General features: G+C 58.3%; 14 protein-coding genes. 3 read left to right on the top strand and 11 right to left on the bottom strand.

Features of this window, described 5'->3' with window-relative positions:
- Nucleotides 1–12: 12 nt before the first annotated feature.
- The 4 genes from ACYZUA_RS11550 to ACYZUA_RS11565 form a co-directional block, all read right to left on the bottom strand.
- Nucleotides 13–408, bottom strand: a complete 396-nt coding sequence (locus ACYZUA_RS11550) for a hypothetical protein (protein WP_461963187.1) — start codon at nucleotides 406–408, stop codon at nucleotides 13–15.
- Nucleotides 409–461: 53 nt separating this feature from the next.
- Nucleotides 462–605, bottom strand: coding sequence for a hypothetical protein (locus ACYZUA_RS11555; protein ID WP_461963188.1), 144 nt, complete (start codon nucleotides 603–605; stop codon nucleotides 462–464).
- Between the two features lie 116 nt (nucleotides 606–721).
- Nucleotides 722–1,114: a hypothetical protein gene (locus tag ACYZUA_RS11560; protein ID WP_461963189.1), complete on the bottom strand. Its 393-nt coding sequence runs from the start codon at nucleotides 1,112–1,114 to the stop codon at nucleotides 722–724.
- Nucleotides 1,115–1,116: 2 nt separating this feature from the next.
- Complete coding sequence (locus ACYZUA_RS11565; RefSeq protein WP_461963190.1) at nucleotides 1,117–5,985, bottom strand: RHS repeat-associated core domain-containing protein; 4,869 nt, start codon at nucleotides 5,983–5,985, stop codon at nucleotides 1,117–1,119.
- 263 nt (nucleotides 5,986–6,248) lie between these two features.
- Here ACYZUA_RS11565 and ACYZUA_RS11570 point away from each other — a divergent pair, with 263 nt between their 5' ends.
- Nucleotides 6,249–6,944 (top strand): HAD-IA family hydrolase, encoded by a 696-nt coding sequence (locus ACYZUA_RS11570; protein ID WP_461963191.1) that lies wholly within the window; start codon nucleotides 6,249–6,251, stop codon nucleotides 6,942–6,944.
- Nucleotides 6,945–7,013: 69 nt separating this feature from the next.
- Here the strand turns inward: ACYZUA_RS11570 and ACYZUA_RS11575 are convergent, their stop codons facing one another.
- Nucleotides 7,014–7,760: a 3-oxoacyl-ACP reductase family protein gene (locus tag ACYZUA_RS11575; RefSeq protein ID WP_461963192.1), complete on the bottom strand. Its 747-nt coding sequence runs from the start codon at nucleotides 7,758–7,760 to the stop codon at nucleotides 7,014–7,016.
- Nucleotides 7,761–7,885: 125 nt separating this feature from the next.
- Between ACYZUA_RS11575 and ACYZUA_RS11580 the strand changes: the two genes are divergently transcribed.
- Nucleotides 7,886–8,809 (top strand): LysR family transcriptional regulator, encoded by a 924-nt coding sequence (locus ACYZUA_RS11580; protein WP_461963193.1) that lies wholly within the window; start codon nucleotides 7,886–7,888, stop codon nucleotides 8,807–8,809.
- A 117-nt stretch (nucleotides 8,810–8,926) separates the two neighbouring features.
- On the opposite strand, the gene ACYZUA_RS11585 is transcribed toward ACYZUA_RS11580, so the two are convergent.
- From ACYZUA_RS11585 to ACYZUA_RS11595, 3 genes are all read right to left on the bottom strand, one after another.
- Nucleotides 8,927–9,655, bottom strand: a complete 729-nt coding sequence (locus ACYZUA_RS11585) for an aspartate/glutamate racemase family protein (protein ID WP_461963194.1) — start codon at nucleotides 9,653–9,655, stop codon at nucleotides 8,927–8,929.
- Between the two features lie 57 nt (nucleotides 9,656–9,712).
- On the bottom strand, nucleotides 9,713–11,254 hold the full coding sequence (locus tag ACYZUA_RS11590) for an NCS1 family nucleobase:cation symporter-1 (RefSeq protein WP_461963195.1): 1,542 nt from the start codon (nucleotides 11,252–11,254) through the stop codon (nucleotides 9,713–9,715).
- Nucleotides 11,255–11,826: 572 nt separating this feature from the next.
- A complete protein-coding gene (locus ACYZUA_RS11595) occupies nucleotides 11,827–12,567 on the bottom strand; it encodes a phosphoadenylyl-sulfate reductase (RefSeq protein WP_008042297.1) in 741 nt (246 codons plus the stop codon).
- 173 nt (nucleotides 12,568–12,740) lie between these two features.
- On the opposite strand from ACYZUA_RS11595, the gene thrH reads away from it, so the two are divergent.
- The gene (gene thrH, locus ACYZUA_RS11600; protein ID WP_461963196.1) at nucleotides 12,741–13,358 is read left to right on the top strand and encodes a bifunctional phosphoserine phosphatase/homoserine phosphotransferase ThrH; all 618 of its coding nucleotides are present in this window, start codon (nucleotides 12,741–12,743) and stop codon (nucleotides 13,356–13,358) included.
- Nucleotides 13,359–13,452: 94 nt separating this feature from the next.
- Here thrH and pabB read toward each other — a convergent pair whose 3' ends face one another.
- From pabB to rloB, 3 genes are all read right to left on the bottom strand, one after another.
- Complete coding sequence (gene pabB / locus ACYZUA_RS11605) at nucleotides 13,453–14,790, bottom strand: aminodeoxychorismate synthase component I (RefSeq protein WP_461963197.1); 1,338 nt, start codon at nucleotides 14,788–14,790, stop codon at nucleotides 13,453–13,455.
- Between the two features lie 207 nt (nucleotides 14,791–14,997).
- Nucleotides 14,998–15,984, bottom strand: a complete 987-nt coding sequence (locus tag ACYZUA_RS11610; protein ID WP_461963198.1) for an alpha-L-glutamate ligase-like protein — start codon at nucleotides 15,982–15,984, stop codon at nucleotides 14,998–15,000.
- A complete protein-coding gene (rloB, locus tag ACYZUA_RS11615; RefSeq protein WP_461963199.1) occupies nucleotides 15,984–17,519 on the bottom strand; it encodes an osmotic stress tolerance membrane protein RloB in 1,536 nt (511 codons plus the stop codon). Before rloB ends, ACYZUA_RS11610 begins: the two co-directional genes overlap by 1 nt.
- Nucleotides 17,520–17,524 lie beyond the last annotated feature (5 nt).

Consider the following 17,524-nt stretch of genomic DNA (forward strand, 5'->3'; position numbering starts at 1 on the left):
GCTTATTTTTCATTATTCCGGCTTTAGCGATTGTAGCCAGGTTTTATAAAATTCTTTCTGCTCTTCCAATGTTTGTGCAATATCATTTTCCTCGTGGTTGAATATGTGAGCGATGTCGTCGAATGTTGCGGATTTTCCCATTGTTAGTTCGTATGCGACGAATCCACCACTCATTTGAGAACACATTCTGGATGGGGTTACATTAAGTTTAGATCCTTTACATAGGAATTTTATATGTGGAAGATCATGTCTGATTTTTGCCAGGCATAAGTAGAGGTCTTCGCTTTCATATTTTTTACGGAAACCATTTTTCATTGAGAAGATTATAAATATTTTGGCAGCATCGTATTGCAGTTGTGCCTGCTCCTCTTGGCCGTCAACGATTATGGATATTTTGGTGGTTTCCATTTTATCTCCTGCTTGGGTTTGGCGTGGAGTGGTTCAACACTGTTGCTGCAAGTTTAATCCAAACCTCGGCTGTAAAAATCACACAACACCATGCTGGCCACAAGCTCGTTGGAATAGGCAGTTTGGTTGGAGTTTTCTGAATCACCAGTCCAGGCCTCAAGCTTCTGAAAAGCGCCACTCTTATCTTCTTTCTTCACGGTTTACCTCCCATTGGATAGGATGAGGTGATCTGATCGTTTCTTTGATCGCTTGCCCTTCAACGCCATTAATGACCGTTTTGTGTTGGGTGATTTTAGGCAGATATAAGTTGGATCTATTCTATAAGTGACTCAATCCATCGCTTGTAGTAATCCCTTTGTTGTTGAATATCCTGTGTGATGTCGTTTTCTTCATAGTCGAAAATATTTACGATATCTTCCGATTCGGCGGGCTTGCCCATGTGTAGTTCATACGCCACTACCCCAGCAGACATTTGCGATGACATACGTGAGGGGTAAACGTTGAGTTTGGCGCCTTTACATAAAAATTTTGTTTCTGGAAAATCGGCTCTTAACAGTCCTAGGCATACGAAAAGATCATGGGCTGTATATGTTTTTCTTAAGCCGTTCTCCAGTATGTAAGTTAAAGTCGGGTTTTGTCGATCGCACTCGATTGCGACCTTCTGAATGACTCCGTGGGTATTGATAGATATTTCTATTGTTTTCATGATCACTTCCTGCGCGGGTTAGGGGTTGAGTAGCCCTTATAACTGCCATCGGCGTTGACGGGGGTGACACCGAGGATGTCGTGGCTGTCTATTCCTCCTGGGAACGCGATTTCAACCTCCTTCCTGTGAGGCGAAATCATGCCAAGCCTTTTATTCACATCTATTCCGCGAATGTTTTTTATTACATAGACGAAGCCATCATCAAAACCGTATCCCGTTGCGAATTTTATGGCCTCCTTTTCCGAGGTCGAAGTGCTGACAAAAAAACTGGGTGGGCTCCGGTTGTCCAACGCATGTAAGTAGAGATCCATACTGTCTCCTAAGGGCTCAAACCCCGCTTCAAAAATCTCCCAGTCTTCTCTGGAGTCTCCGCGGTACAAGTACCGATTTTTTGGTTTCGTGGATGGAGCGCCGGGCCCCCCCCCATCAACCCCAACCTTCCCCGCCGGATCCTCATCCCCAAACGACGGCTTCTTACACCCATCCCCCCCAGGACACTCACTCAACCCCAGCGGATCAACCCACCCTATCGGGTTCCGAGTGTACTGGTACCCGTTTAACCCGCCCGCCAACTTGCTCGGATCCGGCGTCAAATACCGTCCAACATCCGGATTGTAGTAGCGATGCCGGTTGTAATGCAGGCCCGTCTCTGCATCGAAATACTGCCCCTGAAACCTCAATGGCTGATCAAGCACCTGATGGGTGTCACGGTTGAGGCGAGTCAGGCGGCCATAGGCTGTGTATCGGGCGGCCCAGATGATGTCGCCGCTGTAATCGGTGAGTTCTTGCGGTGTGCCGAGGTGGTCGAGTTGGTAGTAGAACGGGCAGGCCTGGTGTGGGCCTTTGCCGTCGAGCATGACCAGCGGGCGGAAAGTACCCGGTTCGTAGACGTAGCTGCGGTAATGCTCGCGGCTGCTTTCGGCGATGAGGTGGTCGCCTTGCCAGAAGAACTCGGTGGTATTGCCGTCGACGGTTTTGCTGATGCGGCGGCCGAAGGCGTCGTAGCGGTAGGTCGCCTGGCTGCCGTTGGGCAGGGTGGCGCCGATCAGCCGATGTTGGCAGTCGTAGCTGTATTCGGTGACGAGTTTTTGCCCGGTGCCGCGGCGCTCGCGGATCAGGTTGCCAAAGGCGTCGTAGTCGTAATGGCGGTCGCCTTGCATCAACAGGCGGTTGCCTTTGACGGTGGACGGGCCGGGACGATCCTGCATCAGCAGGTTGCCCGCCGGGTCGTGGGCGAAGCTTTCCGGTTGCTGATCGCGGGAATGTCGGACGCGAATCAGACGGTCGAGTGGATCGTATTGATAGCTGCGTTGGCCGTGTCGAGTGTCGGCAATATGGTCGAGATTGCCGTTGTCGCTGTAGGCATAGTCGCGGCGATACAGCGGTTGGAGGTGTTGGCTGACAGCGTGGGCTTTCAGACGGCCCTGGTCGTCATACTGATAATCGCTGAGCAACAAACCTTGTTGGCGGTTTAGTTCGCGCCCGGCGAAGAAGGTATGCGACGTCAATCGACTGCCGTTGAGGTCGATGGCCGTCAGCGCACCGCCCTTGGCGTGGTGGTAATCGAGTTTGCTGCCGTCCGGCAGGCGCAGGCGATTGAGTTGGCCACAAGCGTCGTAGCCATAACGCAAGGTGCCCCAGCCTTGGTGTTCGCTGATCAGGCGGTCCTGCTGGTCGTACTCAAATTCCAGCGGATGGTCGTGGCCGTCATCGACGCTGACCAACCGGCCGAGGCTGTCGTAGTGGTATTCAACCTTGATGCCGTCGGGCAGGGTTTTGACCAGCAACCGTCCGGCCGAGTCCCGTTGATAACCCGTCACCAGCTGCGAACCGTCCTCGCCGTACTCGGTTTTCTCCAGCAGATGGCCATTGAGGTCGTAGGCGTACGCCGTGCGTTGACCGTCGAATCCGGTTTCCTGTCGGATCAGGCCATTGGGCGTGTAGTCCAGGAGATATTTTTCGCCGGATTCGTTTTCGATTTCCGTGAGCAACAGCTGCGCGTTGTCGTAGCGGTACTTCAACTGGGTGCCGTCGGGATTGATCCGGCGGCTGACCAGGTGCAGATCGTCGACGTATTCGTAGCGGATGACGCGGCCCAGTTCATCGCGCTCGGCGGTGATTTTGCCGTAGGCGTTGTAGCTGAAGACGCGGCTGGCGCCTGTGGGAAGCGTCGTCTGGATCAGTCGGCCGACGGCATCCCATTGATACTGGGTAACGGCACCGTGTTCGTCCTGCCGGGTAATCTGCCGCCCCAGTACGTCGTAGGAAAACCGCCGCACACCACCGTCCGGCAGCGTTTCTTCAACCAACTGCCCCAAGCCATTCCAGACGAAGACTTGCCGGCTGTTGTCCGGGTAGTGGATCGACAGCAGTTGACCTTTTTCGTCGTAGTGATAGTGGCTGACATGACCGTCGGGGTCGGTCGCTTCGGTGATGTCGCCTTGCGCATTGCGCTGATATTTCCACACCGCTTTACCGCGGTACCGTGCGTGCAGGAAACCGTTGCGATACTCGTAGGTCGTCGGCTCGTCTTCCGGCGGAATCAGCGCGACAAGCCGTCCGACCTCGTCGTAACGGTATTCGGTGACGACGCCGAGCGGGTCCTGCTCGGCAATCAGCCGACCCTGATCGTCGTAGGCCTTGAGGTGCTCACCACCGTCCTGTTCGACCTTGCGCACCAGCCGCGCCCGGTTGTCATGGACATAAACCTCTTCGCTGCCATCGATGTTCTGGACGGTGACACTGCCCTTGTCATCCCAGACATAACGCGTGTCCATCTGCGAAAACGACGCCCAATGGCGGACACATCGGGCCGCTTTGCCGGACTTTTCCCACTCCCAGAAGAAACTCGCCCCACCGGCCAACTGCCGCTGCAGAATCACGTGCTGATCGTCGTAGTCGTAGCGTTCGCTTTCGCCGGCGGCATTGGTTGCTTCGATCAAGCGATGACAAGCGTCGTACCGGTAGGCAACCAGTGTGTGCTCGGTACGCCAGGCGTCTTCCAGGGTGTCGGCCGGCTGAAAACGCTGATATTCGACGGCGACCATGTGCCGACGCTCATAGCGCAACAGAAGGGAACGGCCTGTGCCGTTATCGAGGCGCTTGATCCTGTCAGAAGAGTCCCGCTGCACCGTCAGCCGATTGCCGTAGGCATCGCTAATGGCCGTCAGACGCCCTGCACGAAAGTGGAAGTAACGCGCTTTTTCGCCAGCTTGCGCGAGGATCAGTTCTTCGGGTTCATCACCGAGATAGATCGCCGCCCGGGACAGGCTGTTGTGAATCGTCGGGCGTTCGATATTCGGCAGCGGAAAAGTCGTACGGCGGTTTTCGTGGTCGATCCAGATGACCGAGTCGCCATCGATTTCCAGTCGATGGGCGAGGGAGTGACTCCAGCCGAAACCGAGGCCGATGTCGATCTCGGCGGCGCTGGTGCGATAGAGCCGGGTGAAGTCGAACGGCAGGATGCCGTCCAGTGAACCATCGGTCAGCGTCAGCAACTCTTCGCCGGTAACCATTGATACCGGACAGCCATTGGTACAGGTCAACGGTCCGCAATCGGCGCTGTCACCGTTGGGGTTTTTCGCCTGATCCGGGGCATCGTCGCGATGTTCCAGCCTGCCAATCCTGGTCATGGCTTCAGACTTGCCGCGAGCAATGGCCAGCGGATTTTTCACCAACACAACCGGCGCAGCACCCGCGCTGATTTGCAATGACACGGCGGGCGCAGGTTTGATCGGTGCATTCCGGGCATTGACCATTAGCGGTTTTAGCGCGCCAGCGTGGGCTGTCAGGTCGGACCTGGCGGTAAGCTCAGCCAATCGCAAACTGGCGGCCGCCAACCATTGTCGGGTCTGCGGGGACTTGATCCCGGACAGCACCTTCTCACTCAGGCGCAACTTCAGTCCCGTAGGACCGGTAAGGCACATGAGCAGGAAACTGATCAATATCTCCGTACGAATTTCCGCCACGACCTCGGCGATGTACTGCGGCGGCAGCATCCTCAGCCAACTGGTGAACGCCGCGAGATGAATGAACATCAACGGCTCGTCGCTCAGCATCAGCAACACCTTGGCGATGGACTCCGCCGAAGCGTTCAGCAGTGTTTCAATCTCGGTTTGGGTCAAGTATTCAAGGAGTTTTTCGCTGTTGGCCTGCAGGTCCGCGATCAAGGCGTAAATCTGTTTCACGTCATCCCACAAACCATTCAGCGAGTTCTCGAAACCGCGCCAGTCCGCCTGCTGCAACATGCCGTAGCGCTTGATCAAACCGGCCTGGGAGAACCCGGCCCACGCGGGTTCGAACTCGGTCGTCCACTCGTTGCGCAACCAACCTTCCAGCTCGCCGATGACGCCCTGATAGGAGGCGTAAAGTGCTGTGACGTGATCAGCGGATACATCGGGGAAGAAGGTGATGCGATAACGCTGACCGCGCTGGCAATCAGGGATTTCCAGAATGCCGCTGGGACCGATCTCGTTGTAGATCGGCTCGCCAAACGTCTGTTCACCCGCCACCTCCGAAAGCAAGGGTTCTAGCATCACCGGCGTATTGCCGATCGGCACGAAACGCGCTGCCTCAAACATATGCACCAGGGTCAACGGACCGCTGGCCCGGCACGCGGCGACAGTCGCACTGACAGGCGTGGTCGAATTCTTCGGCGCGCTTAGACGGACCTCATTGCCGACCTTGAACACTTGCTCGACATCCAGCGCCCTACCGGTCCAGAAGCTTTCAGCCCAGGTGTCGTAGTCATTGAGGCAGAGCCGAAAGTCATCGAGCAGCGCTTCGACATCCGGGTGCTCAGGGTCCATGGCGGCGACCACCAGCAGCCCGATGGTGTTGTTCAAGGCCAGGAGGTTGTCGGGTATGAACATTCACAGTCCCTCGCGCGGATCAATTCAGAGCGCGAGACTTTGAGGGGGATCGGCGGGGAAAGAAGTCGGGAAAGTAAGTGTTTGGTGTAGGGACAATCGCTAAATGATGAACAACACTTCGGCGCCGGTTTCAGTACCGATCAGGCATTGCCCGTTGCCCTATGCCCGCCGCGCTCGCTATGCTGCTGAATCCTTTAATCGATCGCGGACCCGGCCGTACCTGAGCCGCCTCTGGGATGTCATTAGAAAACGGATCAGATGCGATGAATGCACCGCTGAATGAATTCGGCCCGATCAAGGCCGTGATTTTCGATATGGACGGCTTGTTGCTGGACACCGAGGGTATTTACACCGAGGTCACGTCCATGATTGCAGCGCGTTACGGTCGGGTCTTCGACTGGAGCGTCAAACAGAACATCATCGGCCGTGGCGCGGGTGATCTGGCGCGTTATGTGGTCGAGGCGCTGGACCTGCCGATCACCGCCGAAGAGTTCCTGGTGATCCGCGAACCGCTGATGCGCGAGCGTTTTCCTACAGCGCTGGCGATGCCTGGCGCACAAGAGCTGGTTCGGCATCTGAAGGCCAACAACATGCCGATCGCGGTGGGCACCAGTTCTTCGCGTCAGTCGTTCGGCCAGAAAACCACCTTGCACCGCGACTGGTTCGCGCTGTTCGATTTCATCGTGACGGCCGATGACCCGGAAGTCGGCGCAGCCAAACCGGCACCGGACATCTTCCTCACGGCGGCGCGACGCCTGGGTGTAGCGCCCGAGGATTGCCTGGTATTCGAGGATTCGCCGTTCGGTGTCACGGCGGCGAAAGCGGCGGGGATGACGGCGATTGCGATCCCGGATGCGGCGATGGCTGACGAAAAGTACGCACACGCCGATGGCATTCTTCGTACGCTAAAAGCGTTCAAGCCCAGCGCTTGCGGTTTGCCAGCGCTCGAATGGGCTTAAAGCCGCGTACATGAAAACGCCGGCAATCTGATCAGGTTGCCGGCGTTTTTTTAGGCGTGATTCAGAACATCAGGCGCCGAAACCACCGTCGATGGTCAGGCTGGCACCGGTGATGTAGCCAGCTTCCGGACCGACGAGGTAGGCGACGAAGCTGGCGATTTCTTCCGCTTTGCCGTAACGACCCACCGCCATCAACGGGATCAGGCTTTCGGCGAAGTCGCCACTCGCCGGGTTCATGTCAGTGTCGACCGGGCCCGGTTGCACGTTGTTGATGGTGATGCCGCGCGGGCCGAGGTCGCGCGCCAGGCCTTTGGTCAGGCCGACCAGCGCCGACTTGCTCATGGCGTACGGGCCACCACCGGCGAAGGGCATGCGGTCGGCGTTGGTGCTGCCGATGTTGATGATGCGACCGCCTTCGGTCATGTGCTTGGCTGCGGCCTGGGTGGCGATGAATACGCTGCGTACGTTGATCGCGAGGGTCTGGTCGAAGTCTTCGAGTGTGAAATCTTCCAACGGTGCAACGGCCAGCACGCCAGCGTTGTTGACCAGAATGTCCAGGCGACCAAAGGCTTTTACGGTGGCGCTCACGGCGTTGCGGATGGCCTCGGCGTCGGCGCTGTCAGCCTTGATGGCGAGGGCTTTGCCGCCGTTACCGGTGATGCTGTTTTGCAATTCTTCGGCTTTGGCCGTGGAGCTGACGTAGGTGAAGGCCACTGTCGCGCCTTCAGCGGCCAGGCGTTTGACAATGGCGGCGCCGATACCGCGGGATCCGCCTTGAATCAAAGCCACTTTGCCGCTGAGGTTCTGAGTAGTCATATCGATCTCCAAAGTCCCGAGGCGAGATGTCTCGGTTGATGGAGCCTAGTATCGATTCAGGGTTACCGGCTGAGTAGACGGTAATTGCGATAGTCTGTGTAAACCAGAAGTTCATAGTGGCGCTTATGGAAACCTTCAGCAGTATCGAATGCTTCGTGCGCAGTGCCGAGGTCGGCAGCTTCGCCGAAGCCGCGCGCCGTCTGAGTCTGACCCCGGCGGCGGTGGGCAAGAGTGTTGCAAAACTTGAGGCGCGGCTGGGTGTGCGGCTGTTTCAGCGCAGCACTCGCAGCCTGACGCTCACTGAAGCGGGTCATCGGTTTCTCGGCGAAGTGAGTTCCAGTCTTCACACGATCCAGAATGCCGTGGCCAATCTGGCCAGCGCCGAGGGGCTACCCGCGGGGACGTTGAAGGTCAGCATGGGTACGGTGTTCGGGCGGTTGTATGTCGTGCCGTTGCTCGGGGAGTTTCTGCGGCGTTTTCCGGCGATCAACCCGGACTGGCATTTCGATAACCGTCAGGTCGACCTGATCGCTCAGGGTTTCGATGCGGCGATTGGTGGGGGATTCGAGCTGCCGCAGGGGGTGGTTGCGCGCAAGCTGACGCCGGCCCATAGGGTGCTTGTCGCGTCAGCCGATTATCTTGCAGGGCGTGAGGTGATTGCCGAGCCCGATGATCTGAAGCATCACGATGGCATCCTGATTCGATCGCCGCAGACGGGGCGTGTGCGCTCCTGGCAATTGACCAGCCGCACCCAGCAACACAGCCCGCTGACGCTCAAGGCGCGGATGACCATGAGTGATTCGGAGGCAGCCTGCGCCACGGCCGCCCAAGGGTTGGGCATTGCGCTGGTGAGCATGCCGTTTGCCGTGGGCTATCTGGAGGCCGGGACCTTGCAGCGGGTGCTGCCGGACTGGTTTGTCGACGATGGCAACATTTCGATCTATTACGCGGAGCACAAACTGCTGCCCGGCAAGACCCGGGCGTTTGTGGATTTCGTCATTGAGCAGTTTGCGGAGCAGGGGTTGGGGCAGCGGTTTAGTGCGCTATGAGCCAGCTTCAAAACCGAGGAGCGGCCATCGCGAGCAGGCTCGCTCCCACATTGGATTTGTGAACGACACAGACCCATTGTAGGAGCGAGGCTTGCCCGCGAGGAACGATAACGCGGTCTACCGCCCGAAACGCCCCGGCCAGCCGATAATTTTCTTCGACCGCGGCGTCGCATAAGTCCGCACTTTGGACGTCGACAAGCCCAATCGCACCAACGACTCGGCAATCGTCACCGCCGCGGTCACACCCTCCACCACCGGCACCCCGGTGCGCTGACGAATCAGTTCATCCAGTCCGGCCATGCCGCCGCAGCCCAGGCAAATCACCTCGGCCTTGTCTTCCAGCACGGCCAATTCCGCCTGACGAATAATTGCCTCCAGCGCACGTTCAGGATCGGATTCCAGTTCCAGTACCGCCAAACCACTGGCCCGCACCGACGCGCAACGGTCCCAGAGTCCGGACAGTTTGAGGCGATCCTGGATCAGCGGCACGGTGCGGTCCAGCGTGGTGACGACCGAGTAGGCATGGCCGAGGAACATGGCGGTGCTGGCCGCCGCATCGGTGATGTCCACCACCGGCACGTTGAGCAACTCCTGCAAACCTTCGCGGCCGTGTTCGCCGTAACCGGCCTGGATCACGGCGTCGAAGGGTTGGTCATAAGCCATCACTCGATCCATCACCGCGATGGCGGCCAGATAACTTTCGAAATTTCCTTCGATGGAGTCCGCACCGAAGTAGGGCGTCAGGCCGATGATTTCCGTGCCTGGCGCGGCCACGGACTGAGCCGAACGCGCGATGGCCTGGGTGATGGACTCGGTGGTGTTGACGTTGACCACGAGAATTCGCATGGGAAGTCCTTAATAACGGGTGGTTCTGCGGCCCGACGCAGCCGGGCCGCCAAGGGATTAATGGCTGACGTTATCGACGGCGATGGCTTCACCGCTGACATCTGCGTAATGGGGCTGCCGTTTGGCGATGATCAGGTAGAGCATCCCGGCAATCCCGGCACCAATCAGCCAGGAGAAGGGCGATACGCTGTCAAAACCCGGTACCAGCGCCAGGACAATGGCGATCAGCGCGGCAGGAATGAACGCCGCGACAGCGCGTAAATTGACTCCGCGGCTGTAGTAATAAGCGCCGTTAGGGTCTTCGCTGTACAACTGCGGCACGTTGACCTGACCTTTTCGTACGAGCCAGTAGTCGACCATGATCACGCCGTACAACGGGCCGAGCAGGGCGCCGAGGCCGGACAGGAAATACACGATCACCAACGGGCTGTTGTAGAGGTTCCACGGCAGGATCAGCACCGCGATGGTCGCGCTGATCAGCCCGGCGCGGCGGAACGTCAGGTATTTGGGCGCCAGGTTGCTCAACACGAAGGCCGGGGCGACGAAGTTGGCCATGATGTTCACCGCCACGGTGACGATCAGGAACGCCAGGCAGCCGAGCACCAGAAAGAAGGTGTTGGGAATCGCGGCGATGATTTCGGTCGGGCTTTCGATGATCCGTCCATTGATCTGAAATTGCGCGCCGCAGAGCAGGACGGTGATGCTGGCGAACACCAGAATATTTACCGGCAGGCCCCAGAAATTGCCGACCTTGATGGTCTTGCGGCACGGCGAAGAACGAGCGAAGTCGCAGAAGTTGAGGATCAGCGTGCCGTAGATCGACAGCCACAACGCACCACCGGCAAAGATGTTGCGCCACATCTCGCCGCCGGTCAGCGGTACGCGGATCGACCAGGCGATGGTCGCGTTGGCCTGAAAGTACATCCACCCGGCGAGGGCGGCGACGGTCAGCAGAATCACCGGCCCGGCGAACGCTTCGTAACGCCGAACCATCTCCATGCCGTAGGCGAGAATTGCCAGTTGCACGAACCAGATCGCCACGAAGCACACCCAGCCCAGGCTCGATAGACCGAGGATCGAGTTGTGGTCGTAGTCAGCGAAGCCGGGATGAACTGCCGTCAGCAGTACGCGAAAGACCACCGAGGCCAGGTACGTCTGAATCCCGAACCAGGCAATGGCGATCACGGCGCGGATCAATGCAGGAATCTGCGCCCCGTGAATGCCGAAACTGATCCGGCTGATGACAGGAAATGGCACGCCGGTCTTTTGTCCCATGTAACCGGAGAGGTTCATGAACCAATACACCAACGCCGCGCCGATCCCCAGGGACAGCAGGATTTGCCAGCCGCCCAGTCCGAGCGCATACAGCCCGATGGCGAATGAATAATTGGCGATGTTGTGAACGTCGTTGGTCCACAGGGCGAAGATGCTGTAGCGGCCCCAGCGTCGACCTTCGGCTTTGGTTGGCGCGAGGTCCTTGTTGTGCAGGCGAGGGCTGAGTACGACGGGTTCTTGAAACGTTTGGTCGTGAGGGGTTGAAGTGGGTGGGAAGGAGGGAAGATCCAGCGCGATGTTGTTATTGGAGAGGTTACTACGCATTCCGGCAGGCTCCGAGCTTGGCGTCGCGATGACTGTGCATGAGCGTTGGCTCGACAAATCTTCGTCGCGGGCAGTAAGCATCATTGGTTACGGGGCATCTGCAGCCTGTACGGGATAGGGCGCTTCAGGCTTGCGGATCTAAAGTGTGTGTATGTTTTGATATGATTGTATACAAAACATGTATGCACTTAAGCCAGATCCATGCCAGTCAGCGATCTATGAAATTCGCCGCTAATTTCGTTTTGTTATCGTTATTCGATAAGTGACTGAAATAAAGGCGATATAAATTGACTGTTTGAACAGGTATTTATTTTTTTAGCGGAATGCTTACGAAAGGTCGACTGAGGAAGTCAGGGCTGGGGTGTGTAACTTTTTGGGGCGCTGAAATGAGAAGTGCACACACAAATGGCACCTATGGTGACATTTGTGTGTACACATTTTGTAAGCGTACATCCAACCTGTGGGAGCGAGCCTGCTCGCGATAGCGGTGGATCAGTCGACATTCAGGTCGGATGTCATTCCGTTATCGCGAGCAGGCTCGCTCCCACAGGGGATCCTCACAAGGCGGGAGGTTATGCCTTGGATTTGCTGATGATGTTGCCCGCATGGAGCCCGCATTCTTTCTGCGTCGCTTCTTCCCACCACCAGCGACCTTCGCGCTCGTGCTGGTTCGGCAGCACCGGACGGGTACAGGGCTCGCAGCCGATGCTGATGAACCCGCGTTCGTGCAGGCTGTTGTACGGCAGCTCCAGCATGCGGATGTAACCCCAGATCTCTTCACTGGTCATTTGCGCGAGCGGGTTGAATTTGTACAGGGTGCGTTCCGGGGTGGAGAACGCGGTGTCGATTTCCAGCACCGCGACGGCGCTACGAGTGCCAGGGCTCTGATCCCGACGCTGACCGGTGGCCCAGGCCGTCACCCCGGAGAGCTTGCGACGCAGCGGCTCGATCTTGCGGATACCGCAGCATTCGCCATGGCCGTCCTTGTAGAAACTGAACAGGCCCTTTTCCTTCACGAAAGGTTCGAGCTTGGTGTAGTCCGGCGACACCAGTTCGATGTCGATCTTGTAGTGCTCGCGCACCTGATCGATGAAGCGGTAGGTCTCGGGGTGCAAGCGGCCGGTGTCGAGGCTGAACACCTTGACGTTCTTGTTCAGCTTCCAGGCCATGTCCACCAGCACTACGTCCTCGGCGCCGCTGAAAGATATCCACAGGTCATCGCCAAACTCGGCGAACGCGAGTTTCAGGATGTCCTGGGCGGATTTGTTGGCATAGGTCGTGGCGAGTTCCACGACATCGAACGATGGGCTCATCAGGGCGGCTTCCTACAGGTCGGTGGCGCTGGGCGCTCTATATGGGGCTGATGGTAACAAAATCCTGCAGCCGCTGGCGCGCCCTATGCGTTGCACCGGTCAGCCTGAGTCGCTAGAGTTCGGCAGTCTTTTGGCTCGCTCGACTCAATAATCAATACAAATGGGAGTGTCTTGTGGAAATTGCCTGTCTGGATCTTGAAGGTGTATTGGTCCCGGAAATCTGGATCGCCTTCGCCGAAAAAACCGGGATCGAATCCCTCAGGGCTACCACCCGGGACATCCCCGACTACGACGTGCTGATGAAGCAGCGCCTGCGGATTCTCGATGAGCACGGCTTGAAACTCACCGACATCCAGGAAGTGATCGCCACGCTCAAGCCGCTGGACGGCGCCATAGAGTTCGTCGACTGGCTGCGTGAGCGCTTTCAGGTGGTGATTCTGTCGGACACGTTCTACGAGTTCTCCCAGCCGCTGATGCGTCAATTGGGCTTCCCGACATTGCTCTGCCATCGTCTGATTACTGACGATTCCGGTCGGGTGACGAGCTATCAGTTGCGTCAGAAAGATCCCAAGCGCCAGTCGGTTTTGGCCTTCAAGAGCCTTTACTACCGGGTGATCGCGGCGGGGGATTCCTACAACGACACCACGATGCTGGGCGAGGCGGATGCGGGGATTCTGTTCCATGCGCCGGACAATGTGATTCGCGAGTTTCCGCAGTTCCCGGCGGTGCACAGCTTTGAAGAGCTGAAGCAGGAATTCATCAAGGCTTCGAATCGGGCGTTGAGTTTGTAGTCGTATTTGAGGACGCCTTCGCGAGCAGGCTCGCTCCCACATTGGAATGCGAACCCCTGTGGGAGCGAGCCTGCTCGCGAAGCTTTTGATGCTTTTAGAGGTTTTGAAGGGTATCGAGCAACACCTTCACCTTTGTGATCGATTCCTGATACTCGGCCTGCCACTCGGAATCCGCGACGATCCCGCCACCGCCCCAGCAACACACCTGCCCATCCTTGACCAGCAAGCTGCGAATGGCGATGGAGCTGTCCATCTCGCCGCGCACATCCAGATACAGCAAAGACCCGCAGTACAACCCACGACGCGTCGGCTCCAGCTCGTCGATGATCTGCATTGCGCGAATTTTCGGTGCGCCGGTAATCGAGCCGCCAGGGAAGCTGCCAGCGATCAGGTCCAGGGCGTCCCGGTCATCCGCCAGTTCCCCGGTGACGCTGCTCACCAGGTGATGCACGTTCGGGTAGCTTTCCAGGCTGAACAACTCCGGTACCCGCACCGAACCGGTACGGCAAGTGCGGCCGAGGTCATTTCGCAGCAAGTCGACGATCATCAGGTTTTCTGCGCGGTCCTTGGGGCTGGCCAGCAGGTCGGCGGCGTTTGCCGCATCTTCGGCAGCGGTCAGTCCGCGAGGGCGGGTGCCTTTGATCGGGCGGGTTTCCACATGGCGTTCGCTGACTTTGACGAAGCGTTCTGGCGACAGACTCAACACCGCACCGCCGTCGGGCAGGCTCTGGAAACCGGAAAACGGCGTCGGGCACGCCGCCCGCAGCGCGCAATAGGCGGCCCATGGATCGCCCTGGCACTGAGCGCGGAAACGCTGGGCGAAGTTGACCTGGTAGCAGTCGCCGGCCTGGATGTACTGCTGAATGCGTTCGAGCGCCTGGCGATATTCGTCAGCGCTAAGGTCGGCCTTCATCGGGGCTTTCAACGTGAAAGGCTCGACTGCTTCAGCGGTAGGCTTACTGAATAGCGTGATCAGGCGCTGACGTTCGCTGTCGATCAGCGACGGGTGGAAGACCAACTGACTTGTACTCAGTTGGTGATCGCTGATCAGCGCCCAGTCGTACAGTCCGAAACGAGCATCGGGCAGTTGCAGATCGTCCTGCGCCTGACTCGGCAGGTTTTCCAGATGCCGACCGAAGTCGTAGCTCAGGTAACCGATGAGGCCGCCAGCGAAGGGCAAATCGCAAGGAACAGCCGCTTCACCGAGTCGTGTCAGATTGTCGCGAAGGCGTTGCAGGAAATCGCTGCCACTTTCGTCAGGCAATACCGCTATTTGCTCCAGTGGCCAGGCACTGAGCAAGTCGTAGCGACCGCGATCGGCGGTTGGTCGGCCACTGTCGAGCAGCACGGCACCGGGGGCATGACGAATCGCCGCGAAGTACTCGGCGGGGTTGGCGCGATAGGGGAGCGGGTGTACGGAACAGGTCAACATGGGCGGGGCAGATCAGCCAACGAGGCGGGGGTGGCGATTGTAGTCTCCTCGGGGAATTGCTCCTAGAGGGGATGTCGGGGATTGGCAGGTTGGGGGCAATGGGTGAGAGACCCGTGGCGAGGGGATTCATCCCCGTTGGACTGCGCAGCAGGCCTGATTTTGGGGCCGCTTCGCTGCCCAACGGGGATGAATCCCCTCGCCACAAGGTCAGCCCTCAACCGCAGGAATATGCCCAAACATTTCCTGAACAAACTCAACCCGTTCCTCAACCGTCTCAACAACCCCGCGAGCCTTCAACTCTTCCAGTCGCGCTTCAACTGCATGCGTGCGCAACGTCAGCCCGCAATCATTGGCAATCTGAATGTTCAACCCCGGCCGGGCGTTGAGCTCAAGAATCAGCGGCCCTTTCTCCTGGTCCAGCACCATGTCGACACCGATATAACCCAGCCCGCACAGCTCATAGCAACCGGCGGCAAGTTTCATGAAGCCGTCCCAGTAGGGCAGTTGCACGCCATCCACTGCGTTGGTGGTGTCGGGGTGTTTGGTGATGATGTTGTTCAGCCAGGTGCCGCGCAGGGTCAGGCCGGTGGCCAAGTCCACGCCGACGCCAATGGCGCCCTGGTGCAGGTTGGCCTTGCCGCCGGACTGGCGGGTGGGTAGCCGCAGCATGGCCATCACCGGATAGCCCATCAGCACGATGATCCGAATGTCCGGCACGCCTTCATAGCTGATGCTCTTGAAGATCTGGTCCGGGGTCACGCGGTACTCGATCAGCGCCCGATCCCGGTGACCGCCCAGGGAATACAGGCCGGTGAGGATGCTCGAGATATGGTGCTCGAGTTCTTCATGGTCGACGATCTTGCCGGACACTGTGCGATAGCGCCCCTCGAACCGGTCGGCCACCACAATGATGCCGTCACCGCCCGCGCCCTGGGCCGGTTTGATCACGAAGTCGTTGCGCCCGCCGATGATGTCGTGGAGGTTGTCGATTTCTTTCTCGGTGGAAATCACGCCATACAGTTCCGGCACATGAATGCCGGCGGCGATGGCGCGTTCCTTGGTGATGATCTTGTCATCGACGATCGGGTACAGACTGCGCTTGTTGTACTTGAGCACGTAGTCCGCGTTACGCCGATTGATCCCCATGATGCCCCGGGCTTCCAGGGCCTTCCAGGTCTTCCAGAAGCCGAACATCAGGCGTCAGCCTTCTTCAGGAAGGCCTTGAAACGCACCAGTTCGGTCAGGCGGTAGCCGCGATAACGCCCCATCGCCAGCATGAAGCCCACCAGGATCAACAGGATCGCCGGGAAGGTGAACACGAAGTAAACCAGCTCCGGAACGCTCATGATCAGGTGCGAAAGCGACGCGGCGAACAGCGTACCGATCGCCACTTTCATGGCGTGGCCGGAGCCGCGTTCTTCCCAGGTAATCGACAGGCGTTCGATGGTCATGGTCAGAATCACCATCGGGAACAGCGCCACCGACAGCCCGCGTTCCAGGCCGAGTTTATGGCTGAACAGACTGATCGCCGCGATCAACACCACCACGAACGTCAGCACCACCGACAGCCTCGGCAGCATTTGCAGCTTCAAGTGCTCAAGGTAGGAGCGCAGCGACAGGCCCAACGCCGTGATGACCGTAAACAGCACAATACCGAAGCCGAGCTGGGTTTCCCTGAAGGCGAGGGCGATCAGCACCGGAGTAAAGGTGCCGAGGGTCTGAATGCCGATCAGGTTGCGCAGGATCAAAATCACCAGCACACCGATCGGGATCATCACCATGATCATGAACGTCTGCTGGGTTTGCAGCGGCAGGCCGTACAGCGAGTATTCGAGGAAGTTGGCGTCGGTGTTTTCGTCGGTCAGTTTGGCCAGGCGAATCGCGTTCATTTCGCTGTTGTTCAGGCTGAAGGTCACGGTGGCCTTCTTGCCGCCATCGACGGTGATCAGGTTTTCGTCGCCGGTCCACCACAGCAGGCGGTCGGTCGGCAGGCCCTGTTCACCGGTTTCCGGGTTGAAGTACAGCCAATCGGTGCCGTTGAAACTGCGCAACCACAGTTCCGGTATTTGCGGTTGGTCGGCCACCAGACGAATGGTGTGGACCTTTTCCACCGGCACGTGGGCGATGGACAGCACCAATTCGACGATTTTCGCCTTGTGCCCGGGGGACGGATCGCCGCCCAGCAACAGCTTCACATTGTCGTCGTTGAGATTGTTGACACGCTTGATGGCTTCGCCGATGAAGGTTTCGACGTCGGCCGAGTGCTGGCGGATCGGTGCGAGCAGGGCTTCGGCGGCGACTTTTTCCGCGCCTTCGACGGCGATGCTGTCGCGGAAGGTCGGGCCTTTGAGCTTGGATTTTTCACCGGTGTAGCGTTTGGTCAGCACCAGGCGGTAATAAAGGGTCTGATTGCCCTTGGCCCGACGTGCCGACCAGGTGACTTTGCGGTTGCCGTCGGCACGGTTCACGGCCACGCCGTAGTTATTGGAAATGAAGCTTTCGTTGAGGCTGACGTAATCGCGGCTCAGCGGCGGCACGAACATCTGAATCTTGACCGGGTCCTTGGTACTGGCGACGAACTCGACTTTGGCGTCGATGTTCCACAAGTCGTCGGTGGCGTCTTCGGTCACGGGGATACCGAGCACGAAGATCTGATAGGCCGTGACTGAAATACCCAGCACCACCAGGATGGCGATCAGGAATTTCAGGTGAAGGGTAAGAGAGCGCATTGGAA

Source organism: Pseudomonas sp. LS2P72, from assembly GCF_054897865.1.

What these genes read in the sequence shown, in the direction of transcription:
- ACYZUA_RS11550 (WP_461963187.1), bottom strand. Translation starts at nt 408, where the DNA reads ATGGAAACCACCAAAATATCCATAATCGTTGACGGCCAAGAGGAGCAG.
- ACYZUA_RS11560 (WP_461963189.1), bottom strand. Translation starts at nt 1,114, where the DNA reads ATGAAAACAATAGAAATATCTATCAATACCCACGGAGTCATTCAGAAG.
- ACYZUA_RS11565 (WP_461963190.1), bottom strand. Translation starts at nt 5,985, where the DNA reads ATGTTCATACCCGACAACCTCCTGGCCTTGAACAACACCATCGGGCTG.
- ACYZUA_RS11570 (WP_461963191.1), top strand. Translation starts at nt 6,249, where the DNA reads ATGAATGCACCGCTGAATGAATTCGGCCCGATCAAGGCCGTGATTTTC.
- ACYZUA_RS11575 (WP_461963192.1), bottom strand. Translation starts at nt 7,760, where the DNA reads ATGACTACTCAGAACCTCAGCGGCAAAGTGGCTTTGATTCAAGGCGGA.
- ACYZUA_RS11580 (WP_461963193.1), top strand. Translation starts at nt 7,886, where the DNA reads ATGGAAACCTTCAGCAGTATCGAATGCTTCGTGCGCAGTGCCGAGGTC.
- ACYZUA_RS11585 (WP_461963194.1), bottom strand. Translation starts at nt 9,655, where the DNA reads ATGCGAATTCTCGTGGTCAACGTCAACACCACCGAGTCCATCACCCAG.
- ACYZUA_RS11590 (WP_461963195.1), bottom strand. Translation starts at nt 11,254, where the DNA reads ATGCGTAGTAACCTCTCCAATAACAACATCGCGCTGGATCTTCCCTCC.
- ACYZUA_RS11595 (WP_008042297.1), bottom strand. Translation starts at nt 12,567, where the DNA reads ATGAGCCCATCGTTCGATGTCGTGGAACTCGCCACGACCTATGCCAAC.
- pabB (WP_461963197.1), bottom strand. Translation starts at nt 14,790, where the DNA reads ATGTTGACCTGTTCCGTACACCCGCTCCCCTATCGCGCCAACCCCGCC.
- ACYZUA_RS11610 (WP_461963198.1), bottom strand. Translation starts at nt 15,984, where the DNA reads ATGTTCGGCTTCTGGAAGACCTGGAAGGCCCTGGAAGCCCGGGGCATC.
- rloB (WP_461963199.1), bottom strand. Translation starts at nt 17,519, where the DNA reads ATGCGCTCTCTTACCCTTCACCTGAAATTCCTGATCGCCATCCTGGTG.